Annotated in this window: 20 protein-coding genes and 1 pseudogene; 11 read left to right on the forward strand and 10 right to left on the reverse strand. The window is 60.5% G+C overall.

Annotation, left to right across the window (positions count from 1 at the left end; all coding sequences use genetic code 11):
* Positions 1-5: 5 nt before the first annotated feature.
* Positions 6-611 carry a tRNA-uridine aminocarboxypropyltransferase gene (locus ACVWVP_RS15570; protein WP_457407017.1) on the reverse strand — a complete coding sequence of 202 codons (606 nt, stop codon included), beginning with the start codon at positions 609-611 and terminating at the stop codon, positions 6-8.
* Between the two features lie 6 nt (positions 612-617).
* A complete protein-coding gene (locus ACVWVP_RS15575) occupies positions 618-1,511 on the reverse strand; it encodes a LysR family transcriptional regulator (protein WP_017134867.1) in 894 nt (297 codons plus the stop codon).
* Positions 1,512-1,776: 265 nt separating this feature from the next.
* Here ACVWVP_RS15575 and speB point away from each other — a divergent pair, with 265 nt between their 5' ends.
* Genes speB through ACVWVP_RS15595 form a run of 4 tightly spaced genes read left to right on the forward strand, consistent with a single transcriptional unit; the run spans position 1,777 to position 6,100 of the window.
* Positions 1,777-2,727 (forward strand): agmatinase, encoded by a 951-nt coding sequence (gene speB / locus ACVWVP_RS15580; RefSeq protein WP_259172935.1) that lies wholly within the window; start codon positions 1,777-1,779, stop codon positions 2,725-2,727.
* Positions 2,727-3,149: a YybH family protein gene (locus ACVWVP_RS15585; protein ID WP_178919843.1), complete on the forward strand. Its 423-nt coding sequence runs from the start codon at positions 2,727-2,729 to the stop codon at positions 3,147-3,149. The genes speB and ACVWVP_RS15585 overlap by 1 nt, the downstream gene beginning before the upstream one ends.
* Before the next feature lie 21 nt (positions 3,150-3,170).
* A complete protein-coding gene (locus ACVWVP_RS15590) occupies positions 3,171-4,682 on the forward strand; it encodes a purine-cytosine permease family protein (RefSeq protein ID WP_457407021.1) in 1,512 nt (503 codons plus the stop codon).
* Positions 4,683-4,717: 35 nt separating this feature from the next.
* Entirely contained in the window at positions 4,718-6,100 is a 1,383-nt protein-coding gene (locus ACVWVP_RS15595) for a sodium:solute symporter (RefSeq protein ID WP_176996250.1), read from the forward strand.
* A gap of 432 nt (positions 6,101-6,532) precedes the next feature.
* Here the strand turns inward: ACVWVP_RS15595 and ACVWVP_RS15600 are convergent, their stop codons facing one another.
* From ACVWVP_RS15600 to ptrR, 3 genes are all read right to left on the reverse strand, one after another.
* Positions 6,533-7,135 carry a peptidoglycan recognition protein family protein gene (locus ACVWVP_RS15600; protein ID WP_457407025.1) on the reverse strand — a complete coding sequence of 201 codons (603 nt, stop codon included), beginning with the start codon at positions 7,133-7,135 and terminating at the stop codon, positions 6,533-6,535.
* Between the two features lie 240 nt (positions 7,136-7,375).
* Complete coding sequence (locus ACVWVP_RS15605; RefSeq protein ID WP_003193089.1) at positions 7,376-7,498, reverse strand: PA1414 family protein; 123 nt, start codon at positions 7,496-7,498, stop codon at positions 7,376-7,378.
* A gap of 143 nt (positions 7,499-7,641) precedes the next feature.
* The gene (ptrR, locus tag ACVWVP_RS15610; protein WP_178919847.1) at positions 7,642-8,535 is read right to left on the reverse strand and encodes a putrescine utilization regulator PtrR; all 894 of its coding nucleotides are present in this window, start codon (positions 8,533-8,535) and stop codon (positions 7,642-7,644) included.
* A gap of 103 nt (positions 8,536-8,638) precedes the next feature.
* Here ptrR and ACVWVP_RS15615 point away from each other — a divergent pair, with 103 nt between their 5' ends.
* On the forward strand, positions 8,639-9,838 hold the full coding sequence (locus ACVWVP_RS15615) for an MFS transporter (RefSeq protein WP_259172940.1): 1,200 nt from the start codon (positions 8,639-8,641) through the stop codon (positions 9,836-9,838).
* Here the strand turns inward: ACVWVP_RS15615 and ACVWVP_RS15620 are convergent.
* The 3 genes from ACVWVP_RS15620 to ACVWVP_RS15630 form a co-directional block, all read right to left on the reverse strand.
* The gene (locus ACVWVP_RS15620; RefSeq protein WP_457407029.1) at positions 9,750-11,192 is read right to left on the reverse strand and encodes an NCS1 family nucleobase:cation symporter-1; all 1,443 of its coding nucleotides are present in this window, start codon (positions 11,190-11,192) and stop codon (positions 9,750-9,752) included. The genes ACVWVP_RS15615 and ACVWVP_RS15620 overlap by 89 nt on opposite strands.
* 198 nt (positions 11,193-11,390) lie before the next feature.
* The gene (locus tag ACVWVP_RS15625; RefSeq protein ID WP_457407030.1) at positions 11,391-11,789 is read right to left on the reverse strand and encodes a DUF2177 family protein; all 399 of its coding nucleotides are present in this window, start codon (positions 11,787-11,789) and stop codon (positions 11,391-11,393) included.
* Between the two features lie 153 nt (positions 11,790-11,942).
* Complete coding sequence (locus tag ACVWVP_RS15630) at positions 11,943-12,779, reverse strand: CvfB family protein (protein WP_034099624.1); 837 nt, start codon at positions 12,777-12,779, stop codon at positions 11,943-11,945.
* Between the two features lie 138 nt (positions 12,780-12,917).
* Between ACVWVP_RS15630 and ACVWVP_RS15635 the strand changes: the two are divergent.
* The 4 genes and pseudogenes from ACVWVP_RS15635 to ACVWVP_RS15650 form a co-directional block, all read left to right on the forward strand.
* Positions 12,918-12,968 (forward strand): annotated as a pseudogene (locus tag ACVWVP_RS15635) (hypothetical protein); the annotation flags it as partial.
* A gap of 134 nt (positions 12,969-13,102) precedes the next feature.
* Positions 13,103-13,282, forward strand: a complete 180-nt coding sequence (locus tag ACVWVP_RS15640) for a hypothetical protein (protein ID WP_003193095.1) — start codon at positions 13,103-13,105, stop codon at positions 13,280-13,282.
* A 207-nt stretch (positions 13,283-13,489) separates the two neighbouring features.
* A complete protein-coding gene (locus tag ACVWVP_RS15645) occupies positions 13,490-14,212 on the forward strand; it encodes a TorF family putative porin (protein ID WP_176996257.1) in 723 nt (240 codons plus the stop codon).
* Positions 14,213-14,278: 66 nt separating this feature from the next.
* Positions 14,279-15,145, forward strand: coding sequence for a DUF6279 family lipoprotein (locus ACVWVP_RS15650; RefSeq protein ID WP_259172947.1), 867 nt, complete (start codon positions 14,279-14,281; stop codon positions 15,143-15,145).
* A gap of 127 nt (positions 15,146-15,272) precedes the next feature.
* Here the strand turns inward: ACVWVP_RS15650 and ACVWVP_RS15655 are convergent, their stop codons facing one another.
* On the reverse strand, positions 15,273-15,662 hold the full coding sequence (locus ACVWVP_RS15655; protein ID WP_017134854.1) for a hypothetical protein: 390 nt from the start codon (positions 15,660-15,662) through the stop codon (positions 15,273-15,275).
* Positions 15,663-15,816: 154 nt separating this feature from the next.
* On the opposite strand from ACVWVP_RS15655, the gene ACVWVP_RS15660 reads away from it, so the two are divergent.
* Complete coding sequence (locus ACVWVP_RS15660) at positions 15,817-16,092, forward strand: hypothetical protein (protein WP_178919852.1); 276 nt, start codon at positions 15,817-15,819, stop codon at positions 16,090-16,092.
* A gap of 51 nt (positions 16,093-16,143) precedes the next feature.
* Here the strand turns inward: ACVWVP_RS15660 and ACVWVP_RS15665 are convergent, their stop codons facing one another.
* Positions 16,144-17,490 (reverse strand): DEAD/DEAH box helicase, encoded by a 1,347-nt coding sequence (locus ACVWVP_RS15665; protein WP_176996262.1) that lies wholly within the window; start codon positions 17,488-17,490, stop codon positions 16,144-16,146.
* 193 nt (positions 17,491-17,683) lie between these two features.
* On the opposite strand from ACVWVP_RS15665, the gene ACVWVP_RS15670 reads away from it, so the two are divergent.
* Positions 17,684-18,982 carry a mechanosensitive ion channel family protein gene (locus ACVWVP_RS15670; protein ID WP_259172948.1) on the forward strand — a complete coding sequence of 433 codons (1,299 nt, stop codon included), beginning with the start codon at positions 17,684-17,686 and terminating at the stop codon, positions 18,980-18,982.
* Positions 18,983-18,998: the final 16 nt, after the last annotated feature.

The following is an 18,998-nucleotide window of genomic DNA, read 5'->3' on the forward strand; positions in this document are numbered from 1 at the left end:
CCCTGCTACCCCATCCGCCCGTCGCCATGATTCTTGCGAAACACCTCCTCCCCCATCGCCGCAATCTGTCCCTCGATCAGGGCTTCGAAAGGTTTGAGCAACGGTTCGAATGAAGCCGGCGCCTCTAACACCTGTAATGCCTGCACGATCGCTTCCACTGTCGACAACGCGCCCGGGCCGGGTGCCTTGCGCAACCGATAACGGGACACGGAGCCTTCCGCCAGCGTTACCCGTGGCAACGCCGCCAACAGCGGATTGAGGTGCAGCAGTTTGCGCGCCTTGCGCCAGGTGCCATCGGGCACCACCAGCAACAGCGCGTGATCGCCCGGTGCATAGGCCTGCAACGGCTGGGCGTCGTCAGCCGGAAACAGCAACCGCGCTTGATAACCCGGCGGGCTCAGTAACGATGCCAAATCCTCAAACACCTCCCCCACCACCAACTGCGCGTTGTTCAGCCCCAGCGCCGCCAACCGTGCGGTATTGAGTGCATGGTTGACCTCGCTCGGATGTTGCAACAGCAGCACCCGGGTACGGCTGTCGAGGCTTGGGATCAACGGGCACAGGCAATGGGCGACGGGCCTGAGGCAACGGGAGCATTGGGGTCTGGACATGGTTTTTCAGGCCTGGTTGAGCTGGGCTTTGAGCAAATCGCGGAAGGTCTGGATCAGCGGCTCGCGGCTGCGGCCACGGCGCATGATCATGGAAAACGGCGCCTGGTAGCCAAAGGTCGCCGGCAGTAGCACGCGCAGGTCGCCCTTATCGGCCCAGGCCTGGGCGTAGTGTTCGGGCAGGTAACCGATATAGGCGCCGGACAGCACCAGGATCAGCTGCGCCTCCATACTTTCCACCGTGGCGGCGCTGTGCTTGAAGCCGTGGCGGGCGAGTTCCGCCTGGCTCCAGTAACCGCGCCCGACCATGCGTTGCTGGGTGATCACTTGCTCGGGGATACGCCGCTCGTTGAATAAAGGATGGCGCGTGCTGCAATACAACCAGTGCTGTTCGCGGTACAGCGGCATGTAGATCAGGCCGCTCATGCGGTTGGAAAAGGCACCGATGGCCAGGTCCAGGCGATTGTCCTGTACGCCCAGCTGCAGTTCGTACGGGCTCATCACCGATAAGTGCAGGTGAACGGCCGGGTGTTCAAGACTGTAAGCACCGATCACTTCAGCGAACGGCAAGGCTTTGTCGCTGACGGTGGAGTCGAGCACACCGAGCTTGAGGGTGCCGCGCAACTCGCCTTTGAGAGCGGCGGCGTATTGCTCGAAACCTTCGAGCTCACCCAGCAACCGCAGGGTTTCCTGATGGAACAGCTCGCCTTTACTGGTCAGGCTGAATCCACCCCGGCCGCGATGGCACAGCACCAGGCCCAACGCCGATTCCAGTTGGCTCATGTAGGTGCTGATAGCCGACGTGGACAGGTTGAGTTCGTGCTGGGCGTTGGCGAACCCTTGGTGCCGCACGACGCTGACGAAGATGCGCAGGAGTTTCAGGTCGGGCAAGGCGTTGGCCATCGGATCTCCGCAAGGGTTGGAGTGTAGTGAGCGGGCTTGCCCCGCGCGGCGGTATATCAGGTTGGCTCGTGGCGGCTGATACATCGCCGCGCGGGGCAAGCCCGCTCACTACAGAGTCCAATCACCACAGAACCTTTCAGACAGTCTACCTGCTGGCATTAGTTTAGAAAAATCTGAACTAAGTATTTGCCCCTGCCGATTCTTTCGTTTCCAGGTATTTCGCATTATCGGCCCCTAATAAACAAAACAACGATGAGGCACTCCCGTGGACAAGATTTTCCACCAACCACTGGGCGGCAACGAAATGCCGCGCTTCGCCGGCATCGCCACCATGATGCGCCTGCCCCACCTGCAAACGGCCAAGGGCCTGGACGCCGCCTTTGTCGGCGTGCCGCTGGACATCGGCACCTCCCTGCGCGCCGGCACCCGCTTCGGGCCCCGCGAGATCCGCGCCGAATCCGTGATGATCCGCCCGTACAACATGGCCACCGGCGCTGCACCGTTCGACTCGCTGTCGGTGGCCGACATCGGCGACGTGGCGATCAACACCTTCAACCTGCTCGACGCCGTGCGCATCATCGAAGAAGCCTACGACGAGATCCTCGAGCACGATGTGATCCCCCTGACCCTGGGTGGCGACCACACCATCACCCTGCCGATCCTGCGGGCGATCCACAAGAAACACGGCAAGGTCGGGCTGGTGCACATCGATGCCCACGCCGACGTCAACGACCACATGTTCGGCGAGAAAATCGCCCACGGCACCACCTTCCGCCGTGCGGTGGAAGAAGGCTTGCTGGACTGCGACCGCGTGGTACAGATCGGCCTGCGTGCCCAGGGCTACACCGCCGAAGACTTCAACTGGAGCCGCAAGCAGGGCTTCCGTGTGGTGCAGGCCGAAGAGTGCTGGCACCAGTCGTTGGCCCCGCTGATGGCCGAGGTGCGTGAAAAAGTCGGCGGCGGTCCGGTGTACCTGAGCTTTGATATCGACGGTATCGACCCGGCCTGGGCGCCTGGCACCGGCACTCCGGAAATCGGCGGGCTGACCACCATCCAGGCCATCGAGATCATCCGGGGCTGCCAGGGCCTCGACCTAATTGGTTGTGATCTGGTAGAAGTTTCGCCGCCGTACGACACCACCGGCAACACCTCGCTGCTCGGCGCCAACCTGCTGTACGAGATGCTCTGCGTACTGCCCGGCGTGGCCCACCGCTGATGAGCACCCAAGACGTACTGAAAGCCGCGGCCGACCTGGTGTCGGCCTTCGCCCGCAATGACCGCGCCGCCTACTTCGGCGCGTTCACGGCCGATGCCAGCTTTGTGTTCTACACCCTCCCCCAGCCGCTGCTCAGCCGCGACGCCTACCAGGCGTTGTGGGACAGCTGGCGCCAGGACGAGGGGTTCGAGGTGCTGTCCTGCACGTCGAGCAACGCCGTTGTCAGCCTGCAAGGCGACGTGGCGATTTTTATTCATGACGTGGCCACCGAGCTGCGCATGAACGGGGAGCAATTTTTTAGCCAGGAACGCGAGACCATTGTCTTCAAGCGACAAGGGGCGAGCGAACAACAAGAACAAGGCCTGTGGCTGGCCTGTCACGAACATTTGTCCGCAATGCCGGAAGGGCTGCCGCCCCCTTAGCCAATGTGATCGGAGCTGATCATGAATAATAAAAACAACGAAAACAGTATTCGCAAAATAGAAACCAACGGGGTCGAACAGATCCCGGACCACGAACGCACTGCCGGCCCCAAGGATCTGTTCCGACTGATCTTCGGCGGTGCCAATACCTTTGCCACCGCCGTGCTGGGTTCCTTCCCGGTGTTGTTCGGCTTGTCGTTCCAGGCCGGTGTCTGGGCGATTGTGCTGGGCGTGTTGGTGGGTGCGCTGATCCTGGCGCCCATGGGCCTGTTCGGGCCGATCAATGGGACTAATAATGCCGTGTCTTCCGGTGCGCACTTCGGCGTGCACGGGCGGATTGTCGGCTCGTTCCTGTCATTGCTGACGGCGATTGCCTTCTTCTCACTGTCGGTGTGGAGTTCAGGTGACGCGCTGGTAGGCGGTGCGAAACGCCTGGTGGGCTTGCCGGAAACTGACCTGACCCTGGGCCTGGCCTATGGTTTGTTCGCCCTGCTCGTGCTCACGGTGTGCATCTACGGCTTCCGCTTCATGCTGTGGGTCAACCGCATTGCGGTGTGGGCGGCGAGCCTGCTGTTCCTGCTGGGCATCTTTGCCTTCGCACCGGCGTTCGACAGCCACTTCGCCGGCACCGTCGCACTGGGCCAGACTGGCTTCTGGGCGGCGTTTATCGGTGCCGCGCTGGTGGCCATGAGCAACCCGATTTCCTTCGGGGCGTTCCTCGGTGACTGGTCGCGCTACATCCCGCGTGAAACGCCGAAAATGCGCATCATGCTGGCGGTGGTGCTGGCGCAGATCGCCACCCTGATCCCGTTCCTGTTCGGCCTGGCCACCGCGACCATCGTGGCAATCAAGGCACCGGACTACATCGCGGCCAACAACTACGTCGGCGGTTTGCTGGCCGTGGCACCGAGCTGGTTCTTCCTGCCGGTGTGCCTGATCGCAGTGATCGGCGGCATGTCCACCGGCACCACCTCGCTGTATGGCACGGGGTTGGACATGTCCAGCGTGTTCCCGCGCCTGCTGTCGCGGGTCAAGGCCACGTTGCTGATTGGGGTGATGTCGATTGCCTTCATCTTCATCGGACGTTTCGCCGCCAACCTGGTGCAGAGCGTGTCGACCTTCGCCGTGCTGATCATCACCTGCACCACACCGTGGATGGTGATGATGATCATCGGCCTGATCGTGCGCCGTGGTTACTACTGCCCGGATGACCTGCAGGTGTTCACCCGCGGTGAAACCGGTGGTCGCTACTGGTTCAGCCATGGCTGGAACTGGCGCGGGCTGGGGGCCTGGATCCCGAGCGCACTGGTGGGGCTGTGCTTCGTCAACCTGCCGGGGCAGTTTGTCGGGCCACTGGGCAACCTGGCCGATGGCATCGACATCAGCCTGCCGGTGACGCTGGGACTGGCGTCGGTGGTGTACCTGACCTTGCTTCGCGTGTTTCCGGAACCGGCCGCTGTCTACGGCCCGGCGGACCCTCGCAGCAAGCGCACGGATGCGCGCGTTAAACCGGCGCTGCAACAAGCCGCCTGATCGCTCATAAAAAAGATAATCGGAGACCCGCCGTCATGGCTTTGGATTTATTCGTCGTACTCATCTACGCCGCCGGCATGCTCGTGCTCGGCTATTACGGCATGCGCCGCGCCAAGACCCACGAAGACTACCTGGTGGCCGGTCGCAACCTGGGCCCTTCACTGTACATGGGCACCATGGCCGCCACGGTATTGGGCGGTGCGTCCACCGTCGGCACCGTGCGCCTGGGTTATGTGCACGGCATCTCCGGCTTCTGGCTGTGCGCCGCGCTGGGCATGGGGATCATTGCGCTGAACCTGTTCCTGGCCAAGCCGCTGTTGAAGCTGAAGATCTTCACCGTGACCCAGGTGCTGGAAAAACGTTACAACCCCATGGCCCGCCAAGCGAGCGCGGTGATCATGCTGGCCTACGCCTTGATGATCGGCGTGACCTCGATCCTGGCCATTGGCACCGTGCTGCAAGTGCTGTTCGGCCTGCCGTTCTGGATCTCGGTGCTGCTGGGCGGTGGCGTGGTGGTGGTGTATTCGACCATCGGCGGCATGTGGTCGCTGACCCTCACCGACATCGTGCAGTTCGTGATCAAGACCGTCGGCCTGATGTTTATCCTGCTGCCGATCTGCCTGTACCGCGTCGGCGGCTGGGATGAGCTGGTGGCCAAGCTGCCGGCGTCGAATTTCAGCTTCACCGAAATCGGCTGGGACACGATCATCACCTACTTCATGATCTACTTCTTCGGCATCCTGATCGGCCAGGACATCTGGCAGCGTGTGTTCACTGCCCGAGATGAAAAGGTCGCCAAGTACGCGGGCACCTTCGCCGGTTTCTACTGCATTCTCTACGGCCTGGCCTGCGCATTGATCGGCATGGCTGCGCATGTGTTGATCCCGAACCTGGACAACGTCAACAACGCCTTCGCCGCCATCGTCAAACTGTCGCTGCCGGACGGCATCCGTGGCCTGGTGATTGCGGCGGCCCTGGCCGCGATGATGTCCACCGCCAGCGCTGGCCTGTTGGCCGCCTCCACCGTTCTGACCGAAGACCTGCTGCCACGCCTGCGCGGCGGCAAGCAGTCGAGCCTGGCGATCAACCGCCTGTTCACGATGCTCACCGGTATTGCCGTACTGGGTATCGCGCTGGTGGTGAACGACGTGATCAGCGCACTGACCCTGGCCTACAACCTGTTGGTGGGCGGCATGCTGATCCCACTGATCGGCGCGATCTTCTGGAAGCGGGCGACCACCTCCGGCGCAATCACCTCCATGACCCTGGGCTTTGTGACCGCACTGGTGTTCATGTTCAAGGATGGCCTGGATGCCAACACGCCGATCTACTACAGCCTGGCGGTCGGGTTGGTGAGCTTCGTGCTGGTGAGCTTGTTGTCGCGCAAACCGGAGGCGATGGCGGCGCGAGCGGTTTGATGTGTAACAGGATTTAGAGCAGTTTCTTCAGCGGGCACGACGTCGGATGTCGTGCCCGTTTTTTTTGTTCTGATTACTTCTAGGGCTCGCCCCCTCCAAACAAGTCGTAGCAGGTCTTGCAGCCAAAATACTGCTGTACCCCCGGGCAGACGATTTCGCCCGTGTGTCCTGCGCGTACGTGCCAAGTGCAGGCCTTTCCCTGATACGTCAGGGTGCCCTCAAGGTGACAAGGTGCCCAATTGTATTCGTCATGCAGCGTGCGCCCATCAATGCGCTCGGCACGCTTGAAGAAAGAGGCGATTTGCCGCTCATCGAGTGCAACGTCCGATGCTCGGCACGACTCAGGCTCCACAGATTCAAAACGTGTAATCGACACGTCGCTGACAGGCGAGCACCCCACAAGTAACACCGCAACCACCGCTGGCCAAAACCTCATTGCCACACCGCGCTGCCGGCTTCACCCAGATGTTTATACGAAATTTGCGGGTGGGTGTAGACGTCCTTGGAAGTCAGGCTGAAATGACCGTATAGCTCAGAGACCAACCATTGCAGCGATTGATTTTGCAACGCCGTCACCTTCTCATAATGCGTTTCATCCAAGTGTTTTCCGACCAGCTCGATACCTAATGAATCGGCATTCATGGGGTAACGCTCAGGGTAGTTCTTGGTGCGTTCATACCGATCCAACGCGCGGAACTGCAACTCCCAGGTGAGTGATTCAATAACCTTCATCTGAGCGGCGTCACACGTTGACTTATCCACCGCCTGACACTTGGAACGCAGTAATCTCCCGACGTGATAACAGCGTTTTTTCATGCTGGCCGTCTGGTAGATCGCACCATCCTTTTCGATAAGAAAGTGCGCGCCGTTGCCCTTATTTCGGTAACTGTTGAAAGTGTGCTGCGCCGTCGGGGCGTCGGTCTGGTGGACCACCAGGGCGCGCACGCTACGCATATCCCCCTGCTCGATCGCTGGGAAACGGCGGAGTTCGACCTTGCTGGAAATCAACATGCCTTCGTTATCAATGCTCGACATTCCGATGCCTTTTCATCCTTGGGAAGACAAAAATATAGAGGCTGAAACTGGGAAAAGGCGTGGATGACGGGATAAGCAGAAGGGTCTGACGATGGCACGTGCATCGTCAGACGATAAACGGGGGAGGCGTTACGAAAAGGGAGGTGCGCTCAGATCACAGGGAACCGGAGCTGCCCTGAAACAATACCTGTAGCATCAGCGCCCGCACGTTCAATAGCTGATCGTATGAGCGCCTTACGCTTACCTGCGCCGTGGCCGGCGTTGCTCGTCATCCGTGCGGATTGGCACCGGCTGCAGCGGCGGCTCGATCAAGCCCAGCGCAACGCCAAGGTCATGGAGCCAGTTTTGAATTTTCTCTTTCATGGTTTGCCCCCTTTGAGGGTGATGCGAGCCGGCGAGATACCTGTCGACTTTTCCTACACTGATAGTAGCCCTAAGTCCTACGTAATGCTTGAACGAAACCACAACGAACTGTTACCAGATTGATGTGAATCCTGACGGATCGCTCAAGCAATCGCACGGGTGTCTTGCACGAATTCGGCCTTGCCTTCTTGCTGCAAGTCGATCCATGCGTTGAGGTTAGCGCCGAGCATACCCTTTCGCCACATCAACCAGGTGGTAGCAATGGCAAATGGCCCTGTCAGGGGATGAACGGACACGCTGTCCTTGCCTGGCAGGCTGTCGAGCATCGACTCGGACATCAACGCCACCCCGGAACCGGCGATCACACAGGCGAGCATGCCCTGGTAGGACTCGATCTCGATCGCCCGCCCCATCGCCACGTGCTCATGGGAAAACCAGGTCTCCAGCCGCGTGCGGTAGGCGCAACTGCGGCGGAACGTGAACACCGAACGCCCGGCAACATCCTGCGGGCCGCGCACCGGTGGGTGATCAGCCTCGCATATCAGCACCAGCCGCTCTTCGCATAACGGCACGCCGTCCAGGGAGGCAATGGTGATCGGGCCATCCACAAAGGCCGCGTCGAGACGACCGGTAATCAGGCCTTCGAGCAATTCGCCACTGGGGGCCGATTGCACCTGCAAGTTCACCATCGGGTAAGCCTTGTGATAACGCGCCAGCAACTTCGGCAGATGGACGGCCGCCGTGCTGTACATGCTGCCCAGCACGAACTCACCGGCCGGCTGCCCGCCTTGAACCGCGCCATGGGCTTCGTCGTGCAGGGCCAGCAGGCGCGTGCTGTAGTCCAGCAGCACTTTGCCGGCGGGAGAAAGCTGCAGGCGCTGGCGCTCACGCACAAACAGTTCGACGCCGAGCTGCTCTTCCATTTGCTTGAGGCGCGTCGACAGGTTCGATGGCACACGGTGCAGGCGATCGGCCGCGCGGGTAATGGAGCCCTCTTCGGCCACGGCCTGGAAAATGCGCAATTGACTGAACTCCATACCTTTCTCCAAAACTGAACAAGTTACTCACTATTATTCATTTTTACAGAAAGTCAATCGGCTTTAGCCTGAAGGTCATTCGCTTACCAGCAGGAACTTGACCATGTCACCCCGCATTCGCTTACTCGCCAGCTTTATCGCCCTGATGATGGCCATGGGCATTGGCCGCTTCGCCCTCACCCCGCAAATGCCCCATCTGCTCAGTGAAGGGCAGATCGACCTGACCGGCGCCGGCTTGATTGCGGCCGCTAACTACCTGGGCTACTTCGTCGGGGCGGTGGATTCGATCTTCGCCCGCAGCCATCACCACGTACGCGGCCGCCTGTACGGTGGGCTGTGGCTGTGTGTGCTGCTGACCCTGGCTTCGTACTGGGCCCACGGGTTCTGGCCACATTTATTGCTGCGCTTTGGCACCGGCGTCGCCAGTGCCTGGGCGTTGGTGATGATCACCAGCCTGAGCCAGCCGCTGGCGGTCAGCATCGGCCGCCCGCGCCTGGGTGCCTTGGTGTTTGCAGGGCCTGGGCTGGGGATCCTGCTGACCGGGCTGCTGGCCCTGGGCTCCAACTTGCTGGGGCAGAACTCGGCGACACTGTGGCTGGTGTACGGGATTGTGGCGCTGGTGATGCTGCTGATGGTCCTGCCGTTCCTGCCACAGCCGACCCTCACGGTGCCCCACGCCTCCGAGGCCGGCAGCAACGAGAGCATCGCGCACCTGTGCTGGATCTACTTCCTGTACGGCCTGGGTTACATCATCCCGGCCACCTTCCTCTCGCAGATGGCCAGCGCGCAGTTCAAGGGCGCCTGGCAAGCCGATCTGTTCTGGCCGTGCTTCGGCCTGGCGGCAGCGCTGGGCGTGGTGGCGGCGAGCCTGCGCCGCAAGGACCCGCACACCACCCGCCGCTGGCTGATGACCACACTGTGGCTGCAAGCGGCCGGGGTATTCGCTTGCCTGCTGGGCAATGGCTGGGGCCTGGCGCTGGGCGTGTTGCTGTGTGGCGCGCCTTTCCTGGCGTGCATGCAACTGGTGATGGCGCGCTTGCGTGACGTGGCGCCTCACGGCTACCAGCGCAGCACCGGCCTGCTCACCGCCAGCTTTGCCATCGGCCAATTGAGCGGGCCGTTGCTGGCCTCGGTGAGCAGCCACCTGAGCGGTGGGCTGCAGCCAGCGTTGATAGTGGCCGGCTGCGGGCTGGTGTTGGCGGGTGCGGTGCTGGTCAACCGGCAACCAGCGGCGCGGGCAGACGCACCTGCTCGCGCCGAGCGAGCACCAGGAAAAACAGCCCTCCCAGGAAACACCCGGTAAACCAGGCAAAGTTGGCCATGCCCTGCAACGCCGGAGTGAAGGTGATGGCGACGCCCACCAGCGTCGCTGGCACCAGCGCCTTGACTGCTGTCCAGTTCACGCCGCCGTCGAAGTAGTAACGCCCACTTGGGCGGTCATCGAACAAGGCATCCACGTCGATCTTCTGCTTTTTGATCAGGTAGAAGTCCACCAGCAGGATCCCGAACAGCGGCCCGATGAAGGCGGCGAGAATATCCAGGGTGTAGTGGATCATCAGTGGGTTGTTGAACAGGTTCCATGGGGTGATGAAGATGGAGGCCACGGCAGCGATCATCCCGCCGGCGCGCCAGCTGATCTTGCTCGGCGCGACGTTGGCGAAGTCAAAGGCGGGTGAAACGAAGTTGGCCACGATATTGATGCCGATGGTGGCGGTCACGAAGGCAAAGGCGCCGAGCAATACGGCCATGCTGTTGTCGATGCGCGACACGGTGGCGATCGGGTCGTGGAGCATTTCACCGAACACCGGCAAGGTGCCCGAGACGATCACCACAGTGACCAGCGAGAACGCCAGGAAATTCACCGGCAGCCCCCAGAAATTGCCGCGTCGCACGTCCTGCATACTGCGGCAGTACCGGCTGAAATCACCGAAATTCAGCGTCGGGCCCGAGAAGTACGACACCACCAACGCAGTCGCCACGATCACCTGGCCGAATGCTTGCCAACCCGACAAGGATTTTTCCGCCAGGGTGAAGCTGATGTTGGCCCAACCCGCCTTCCACACGATCCAGCCCGCCAAGGCGAACATCACCGCGTAGACAACCGGCCCTGCCCAATCGATAAAGCGGCGGATGGACTCCATGCCCGCCCAGAACACCGCCGCCTGCAACACCCACAGGCTGAGGAAACCAAACCAACCCAAATAGGAAAGGCCTGCGAAGTGCGGCTCGGCATACACCGCCATCTGTGGGAAAAACCGCAGCACCACAATGATCAAGGCACTCGACGCCAGGTACGTCTGAATCCCATACCAGGCCACCGCGATGACTCCCCGGATCACTGCTGGAATATTTGCACCGAACACCCCGAAGGCCAGCCGGCAAATCACCGGGTACGGCACCGCGGCCTGCTGGCTCGGCTTGGCTACCAGATTGGCGATCAATTGCACGATGCAGATGCCGGCGAGCAAGGCGATCAGCACCTGCCAGCTGGCCAGCCCAAGGGCAAACAGGCTGGCGGCGAATACATAGCCGCCGACGCTGTGCACGTCGCTCATCCAGAAAGCGAAGATGTTGTACCAGGTCCATTTCTGCGGCAGTGGCCCCAGGTCCTTGTTGTACAGGCGCGGGCTGTAGCCTTTGGGCAATTGTTCGGTCATCGCTGGGCTCCTCGAAATACCGGCCTGCCCCACCGTAGCAGTGTGCATACGGGAGGCGGCAGAGTTTGTATACGAGGCATTCAGCAGATTGCGTGCCAATAGCACACAATCCCCGTGGTACGGCGCTCCAAAGGCGGTTATAGCGCTTTAAACACGGGAGAGGTGCTCAGCAACGGTGCATACAAATCCTGTACACAATCACCTCTGCACTCGTTGTGCACACAGGTAGCCCACGGTGCAGCAGACCGCGGTGAGGAATGTGCCCCAGGCCATGTCCATGACGGCCAGCCCGCTGGACCAACCGCGCAGGGTGGCCCAGTTGCTCAGATCGTAGGTGCCATAGGCCACCAGGCCCAGCAAGGCCCCCAGGCGCGCCGCGCGCTGCCAGCTGACGCTGGGCAGCACCACGAACACCACGCAACCGAGGGCATACAGGAGATAAAACAGAACGGCGGGCAGCAAGCGAGGCTGATCCAGCATCAACGGCCCGAGAAAGCTTTTGTAGGTCGGCCCCATGAGGACGCCCAGCCAGAGCCCGTCAAGTACCAGGAAGGCGAGCAATGTGCCTAGGTAGGCGTAAATAACTTTCCTGGACATTGCACACCCTCTGTAGGAGCCGGCCTTTTGTGGCGAGGGAGCTTGCTCCCGCTGGGCGGCGAAGCGGCCCCACGATTTGGGAGCGCTTCGCACTCCAGCGGGAGCAAGCTCCCTCGCCACAGCAAGCCCGTTCCTACAAAGAGGCGCGCGTGGTCAGCTTAGTTCAATGCGATCGGCATGGATCACAATCTGGCCCTGCTTGTAGAGCGCACCAATGGCCTTCTTGAAGTTGCCTTTGCTCACGCCGAACAAGTTGCTGATCACGGCCGGGTCGCTCTTGTCGCTCACCGGCAGGGTGCCGTTGTTTTCGCGCAACTTGGCAAGGATCTTCGAGTTGAGGCTTGAGGCCGCTTCCTGACCGACCGGCTGCAGGCTCAGGCTGATGTTGCCATCGGCGCGGATCTCCTTGATAAAGCCTTTCTCTTCCTTGCCCGGGCGCAGGAACTTGAACACTTCGTTCTTGTGGATCAGGCCCCAGTGCTTGTTGTTGATGATCGCCTTGAAGCCCATGTCCGTGGCCTCGGCCACCAGCAGGTCGACTTCCTGGCCCACCTGGTAGTTGGCCGGGGTCTTGTCCAGGTAGCGGTCCAGGCGCGCGGTGGCGGTGATGCGCTTGGTGTGCTTGTCGAGGTAGACGTGCACCACGCAATATTCACCGGCACTCAACTGGCGCTTCTCTTCCGAGTACGGCAACAGCAAGTCCTTGGGCAGGCCCCAATCGAGGAATACACCAATACTGTTGACTTCCACTACTTTCAAACTGGCAAATTCGCCCACTTGAACTTTTGGCTTTTCAGTGGTGGCGATAAGTTTGTCATCGCTGTCCAAATAAATGAAAACGTTAAGCCAGTCTTCATCTTCACTGGGAATATCTTTGGGGATATACCGATTGGGCAAGAGGATTTCACCGTCTTGCGCACCGTCCAGGTACAAACCAAAGTTAGTGTGTTTAACCACTTGCAAGCTGTTGTAGCGACCGACTAAAGCCATTTCCAGATACCCTCGTTACGTGGGCGGCATTCTACCCGAGTTGCGCCCGACACGCGCGTGCGCCTGAAAAATCGCGGGCTGGCGTGGCCTTTCACTGGCACCGCCCCGCTCGTCCGATCATCGGGCTCGATTGCGTGACGGCAAAATCGCCTTATTCCCCCGTGGTTTCGAGTTAAAACAGTAAGTTAGGGGCTTATTTCAAAGATGAACTTGGGTTATTTTCAACCCTGCGCGTTATTCCCGGGGGATATTTACCAAGCAATTGTCAAGTATTTCCTGTACGATGCCTGGCCAAGTTAATTTTCTACAGGTTAGTGGCCGCCATGCGCGTAAAAGCATCCAACAGCAAAGCAAAGCCAGCTCCCGCCGTTGAAACCAGCGAATCGATCAACAGCCAGATCGCGGCTTTCCTCAAGTCCGGCGGCGAAATCCAGCAAATTGCCAAGGGCGTGAGCGGCCAGACTTTCGGCCCGTCCAAGCAGATCAGCCTGGGCAAAAAGTAATACCTGCGCATTGCACCTGGTCCCTAAGCGCCTTGCCTTCAAGGCGCTAGGACTAGAGCCCGAAACATCCTCCTGCTTAATTCCCTGATGCGCCAATCGACGAACGGGCCTCAACACCCCGCATTCGCCGGTATGCTTGCACACGTCTAGCACGGGCATCTGCTCGATTTTTTCCGTCACTGCTCCTCGCTTTTCATGGAGTGAAGCATGTTCAAACCCTGCATTTTCCTGGTCACTGCCCTGGCAGCCAGCCCCCTCGCCGAAGCACAGATCTTCCAGCGCGAACTGGGTGACTTCGACCTGAAACTGGGCACTACCCCCAGCCGCAGCATGGCCCAGGGCCTGGTCAAGCCCACCTCGCCAGGCAGCGACTCGTTCCATGGCGGGCTGGACCTGAGCCACGACAGCGGCCTGTACATCGGCCAGTTTTCGCCAAATATGGGGTTGTCCTCCACCAGCAACCTGGAGGTCGACTCGTACATGGGCTTCAAGCACCCCTTCGACCAGACCCTGGGCTATGAAGTCGGGTTGATCCACTACAGCTACCCCAAGCTCAGCCCCCTCGACAGCCAGGAGTTCTACGGCGGCCTCAACCTGCTGGGCAATCGTTTCGGCGCCTCGTTCAGCAACGACCCGGACCGCCAAGACAGCACCCTGTTTGCCGACTTGGGTGGTACTCAGCCATTCGGCATCGGCGTCAGCATGAAGTACACCACCCATCAGTTGGGCACCCCGGTCTCGGTGGACGGCGGCTCCATCCGCAGCTTCAGCGACTGGTCGGTGCAATTCTCCCGAGAGTGGATGGGCGTGGACCTGAACCTGATCTACAGCGACTCCAGCCTCAGCGGCGGCGACTGCTCGGCCTACTCCGGACACAATTCGCAATGCGATGGGCTGTTGACCCTGAAGGCTGCACGGTCGTTTTATTGAGGATCTGAACTGTCGCGCCCGACGCGGGTTCACATGCATTAACTTCCTCTGCGCAAGGACCCGCCCATGCTGCGTCGGCTCAAACTACTGGTGATCTTGCTGACCCTGAGCCTGGCGCTCACCGCCTGCAGCCGCGTGGGCCTGGCCTATCGCAACCTCGATGTGATCATCCCCTGGACCCTCAGCGACTACCTGGACATGCATGCCGGGCAGAAGAGCTGGTTCAACGACAAACTCAAGGAACACCTGGCCTGGCATTGCACGACCCAACTGCCGGGCTACCTGGACTGGCTCGATCGCCTGCAACACATGGTCGACGACAACCAGGTCACCGACGCCGCCTTGCAGACCCGCACGGCCGAAGCCAAACAAGCCATTGCCGACGTCGCCCGTGAAATTACCCCGTCGGCTATTGAGTTGTTGCAGGGATTGGACGATCAGCAGGTCAAGGAAATGAACGACGCGCTGGCCAAGGACCTGCGTAAGCGCCAGGACGAATACCTCAAGCCTCCGCTGGCCAAGCAAATCCAGGACCGCGCCGAACGCATGAATAAACGCTTGGACGCCTGGATGGGGCCGTTGAGCGACAGCCAGAAAAACCGGGTCACGGCCTGGTCCATCAGCCTGGGAGAGCAAAACCAGCAATGGATCGGCAACCGCGCCCGCTGGCAGGCGCAATTTATCGACGCGGTGAAACAACGGCAAAGCGCCGACTTCCCGCAGAAAATGCAGCAATTGCTGGTGGATCGGGAAAGCCTCTGGACGCCGCAATACAAAATTGCGTATGCACAGACCGAGGCGGCGGCGCGCAGCCTGATCGTGGACCTGATGGCCGAAAGCACCGCACAACAGCGCGTGAAACTGACGCAGAAAATCGACGGCGTGCGCAGCGACTTCAAGGCACTTAAATGCCTGAAGAACGCTTCAAACTAAAACGGGCTGGGCGGGAACAGACTTCTGTGGGAGCGGGCTTGCCCGCGAGTGCGATAGGCCAGCCAGTCAACAGCTCTATCGACCCTGCCGCCGCCTTCGCAGGCAAGCCAGCTTCCACAGAGAATGCTCAGGCAATCTGGGCCTTTGAAGCCACCTCGGCAAAGGTCGCCGGGTCCAGCGCATCGGCCTGTTCGTCCAGCACTTGACGCGGGTGATCATTGCCGGGAATCGAGCTGTCGATCAGCGCCAGCAACTGCGCACCGAGTGCCGTCAGGATGAAATTCTCGCCATTGCCGCCCTCTTCCTCGGGCCGCGACTCGATGAAGCCGCGCTTGAATAGCAGCGCTTCATAATCCGCAGCGGTCTTCTTGAGCGCGTCCAGGTTACCGGTGGACTCTCCCGCCGTGGCCTTCTCGGCCGCTTCCTGCTCGGCGTATTTGCGCGGCGCAAAGCTGCCTTCGCCGTTCTGCACTTCATGCAACAGTCGTTCAATCAGATCCCAGTTGTAAGTCGTCATCCTGATTCCTCCTGCAGGCCGGTGGAAAAGTGGCCTGTCAAAGGGTGGACAGGCTACGTCGCTGGCCGTTCAGCCGAATAGACGGACGTCATTTCTCTGAACTTTCCAGACGTTCGCGGCCTCAACAGCACATAACCGCCAAGGAGGTCTGCCCATGAAAACCCTGATGAACCTGGCCATCGTCGCCACGTTAACCGCCGCACTGCCCGCCTGGGCCTGCACGCCCGATGAGGCGACGGCCAAGCGCGAGGAACTGGCCCAGGCAGTGGCCAAGCTGACCGAACAGAACCCGACCAAGGCCAAGGAGATGAACGACGAACTGCAGAAGATGGACCTGGACACCGAAAGCGCGGACTTCCCCGACAAGTGCCAGCTGATCGACGCACGTCTGAAAGAACTCAAGGAAGCCGCAGCCAAGGCCAAAAGCTGAGGCCATAAAAAAACCGGACAATCGTCCGGTTTTTTTTATTTCACCCCTGCCTTACTCGGCAGCGGGTGCCTCTGGCTTGCGGCGCTTGAGCGGGGCCATGCCGTCCTTGCTGACGAGCGACAGGTTGTCGGTCTTCGGACGGTTGGCGATCTTGCGCTTGGTCGGCGACTTGGCGCCGGTTTTCTTCTTGTCACCCTTGGCGTCGGTCTTTTTCTTCTTCACCCCGACGGCCTTGCCCGATGCCTTGACCTTCTTCGGCCCGGTGTAGGTGCCTTTGACTTCCTTGATGGTGCGGCGCTCGAACGACTGCTTGAGGTAGCGCTCGATGCTCGACATCAAGTTCCAGTCGCCGTGGCAGATCAGCGAGATGGCCAGGCCATCGTTGCCAGCACGCCCGGTACGACCGATACGGTGCACGTATTCGTCGCCGCTGCGAGGCATGTCGAAGTTGATCACCAGGTCCAGGCCATCAACGTCCAGGCCACGTGCAGCCACGTCGGTGGCCACCAGGATCTTCACGCCACCGGCCTTCAGGCGGTCGATGGCCAGCTTGCGATCCTTTTGGTCTTTTTCGCCGTGCAGCACGAACGCCTTGTATTCCTGGGCCACCAGACGGCCGTAGATGCGGTCGGCGGCAGCGCGGGTGTTGGTGAACACGATGGCCTTCTGATAGGTCTCGTTGGCCAACAGCCAGTTGAGGATCTGCTCTTTGTGCACGTTGTGGTCGGCGGTCACGATCTGCTGACGCGTGGTCTCATTCAGGTCGCTGACGTTGTTGACCTGCAAGTGCTCAGGGTTGTTCAACACCTTGGCGACCATGTCGCGCAGGGTCGAGCCACCGGTGGTGGCGGAGAACAGCATGGTCTGCTGGCGGTTGACACATTCGCCCACCAGGCGCTGCACGTCATCGGCAAAGCCCATGTCGAGCATGCGGTCGGCTTCGTCGAGCACCAGCACTTCGACTTCCTTGAGGTCCAGGTTGCCGGCGTTGAGTTGCTCGATCATGCGGCCTGGGGTACCGATCAGGATGTCCGGCACCTTGCGCAGCATGGCCGCCTGCACCTTGAAGTCTTCACCGCCGGTGATGATGCCGGACTTGATGAAGGTGAACTGCGAAAAGCGCTCCACTTCCTTCAAGGTCTGCTGGGCCAGCTCGCGGGTCGGCAGCAGGATCAGGGTCTTGATGCTGACACGAACCTTGGCCGGGCCGATCAGGCGGTTCAGCACCGGCAGGACGAAAGCCGCCGTCTTGCCGCTACCGGTTTGAGCTGTCACCCGCAGGTCACGCCCTTGGAGCGCGAGCGGGATGGCCGCTGCTTGCACAGGCGTAGGCTCGACAAATTTAAGCTCGGCCACGGCTTTGAGCAGGCGTTCGTGCAGGGCGAATTGGGAAAACACGGGTGCTACCTCGAAGAAATACAAAATATCAGCGCCATAGGTTACCGGTTTCGGGCGTCCAAACCGAGTTTCTTTACGCGAACGGTGCTAATCAGCTGCTTTTTTGTCAGTGTGTTTGTCCACAACATCAACTTTGTTGCACTTAAATGCTCTAATCGCCCCGTCTTGTCCTACAGAAGAATCGGTTTCACCCATGGATATCAAACAGCTCTGGCTCAACGTCCAAGACCTCTGGGGCGCCCTCGATGAACACCCCCTGCTGCATTCCAGCCTGGGCTTGCTGGTGTTGCTGGTGGTGGCGCTGCTACTTGGACGGGTAGCGCGCTACCTCATTCTCCACGCCGTCAAACTGCTCGGCCGGCAACCCCCCCTGCACTGGCTCAACGACCTGCGGCACAACAAGGTGTTTCACCGCCTGGCGCAGATGACGCCATCCCTGGTGATTCAATTCGGCCTCTACCTGGTGCCGGACCTCAGCAAGACCGCCACCCTGTTCATTGGCAACGTGGCCCTGGCCTTCACCATCCTGTTCATGACCCTGGCGGTGAGCGCCCTGCTCAACGCGCTGCTGGACATCTACGCGCGCACCGAGCACGCCCGCACCCGCTCGATCAAGGGCTATGTGCAACTGGCCAAGATGGTGCTGTTCGTGTTTGCCGCGATCATCATCGTCGCCACCCTGATCGACCGCTCGCCGCTGTTGCTGCTGTCGGGCCTGGGTGCGATGTCAGCGGTGATTTTGTTGGTGTACAAGGACACCCTGTTGTCGTTCGTCGCCAGCGTGCAGCTGACCAGCAACGACATGCTGCGGGTCGGCGACTGGATCGAAATGCCCCAGGTGGGCGCCGATGGCGACGTGGTGGACATCACCCTGCACACGGTCAAGGTGCAGAACTTCGACAAGACCATCGTCTCCATCCCAACCTGGCGTCTGATGTCCGAGTCGTTCAAGAACTGGCGCGGCATGCAGGCCTCGGGTGGGCGGCGGATTAAACGCAGCCTCTTCATCGACGCCAGCGGCGTGCGCTTTCTGCGGGACGATGAAGAGTTGCGTATGACCCAGGTGCACCTGCTCACCGATTACATCGGGCGCAAGCAGGCCGAACTCAAGGCCTGGAACGAAGCCCAGGGCCACAGCGCACAACTGTCGGCCAACCGCCGCCGCATGACCAACCTCGGCACCTTCCGCGCCTACGCCCTGGCCTACCTGAAAAGCCACCCAGACATCCAGCCAAACATGACCTGCATGGTGCGCCAGATGCAGACCACCGCCCAGGGCGTGCCGCTGGAGATCTACTGCTTCACCCGCACCACCGCGTGGGCCGATTACGAGCGCATTCAGGGGGATATTTTTGACTATCTGCTGGCGGTGCTACCGGAGTTTGGCTTGAGCTTGTATCAGCAGCCGAGTGGCAATGATTTGCGTGCGGGGGTGTTGCCTGCGGTATTGGGCGCCAGCCATTTGCCGTCCCTGGAAAATAAATCAGCCTGACGCCACCAAGCCCACT

The organism is Pseudomonas sp. TE24901, assembly GCF_054058375.1.